General features: G+C 67.9%; 2 protein-coding genes. Both read right to left on the reverse strand.

What is annotated here, in order from left to right; translation table 11 throughout:
- Positions 1-290, reverse strand: a 290-nt coding sequence (locus ETD86_RS54555) for a DUF952 domain-containing protein (RefSeq protein ID WP_138674412.1), incomplete at its 3' end; no start/stop codon positions are given.
- On the reverse strand, positions 287-882 hold a 596-nt coding region (locus tag ETD86_RS54560), incomplete at its 5' end, for a GNAT family N-acetyltransferase (RefSeq protein ID WP_342779380.1). The genes ETD86_RS54555 and ETD86_RS54560, both read right to left, overlap by 4 nt.

The following is an 882-nucleotide window of genomic DNA, read 5'->3' on the forward strand; positions in this document are numbered from 1 at the left end:
GGGGAGGGTCGGGTGTGTCTAAGAGACAGGACGGGCAGGGGTCCGTACAGGTGGGGGTAGCCGTTTTCGGTGCGGATGTCGAGGCCGGTGGGGTCGATGTCGAGGATGAGCAGCGGCGCGGTGACGTGGCGGTAGTAGGCGGTGTGGACGTCGCGCAGCTGGGTGAGGTCACGGCTGCAGTGGATGAAGCCTTCTTGCTCGAGGGTGCGGCCGAGCGTGGAGATGCGGTACTCCCCCGCCTGCTGGGCGGTGTGCCAGTCGGTGGCCAGGGCGAGGTGGTGGATGGTCATCGGGCCCACTCGGTGTCGAGGATGGCGTAGATGGCTTCGCTGGCCCATTCGCCTTTGACGTATTCGTTGTCGATGAGGGTGGCTTCGTGGCGCATGCCGAGTTTCTCCAGGACGCGGGCGGAGGCGGTGTTGCGGGCGTCGAGGCGGCCGGTGATGCGGTGTAGTCCGAGGTCGTGGAAGCCGAGGTGGAGCATTTCGCGGGCGGCTTCTGCGGCGTAGCCGTGGCCGTGGTGGTCGGGGTGGAGGATGTAGCCTATTTCGCCTTGGCGGTGCTCTTTGCTCGTCCAGATGAGCAGCACGGAGCCGATGACGGGGCCTGTCGAGTGGCCGGTCGCCTGGCCGGTGGGGCGCAGGGTGATGGCCAGGTCGAGGGCGTCGCCTTCGTCGCGGAGCGCGGTGCGGGTGATCTTTTTGTCGAGGAAGGTGCGGCTGGTGTCGCGGTCGCGGGGCTCCCAGTAGAGGTAGCGGGCGACGTCGGGGCGGGATTCGTAGGCGTGGACGGCGTCGAGGTCGGCGTCGGTGAAGGGGCGCAGGAGGAGGCGTTCGGTGGTGATCGGGTAGCGGGGTTGCAGCACGCAGGCAGTGTAGGGAG

It is taken from the genome of Nonomuraea turkmeniaca (assembly GCF_005889735.1).
Classification (GTDB): Bacteria; Actinomycetota; Actinomycetes; order Streptosporangiales; family Streptosporangiaceae; genus Nonomuraea; species Nonomuraea turkmeniaca.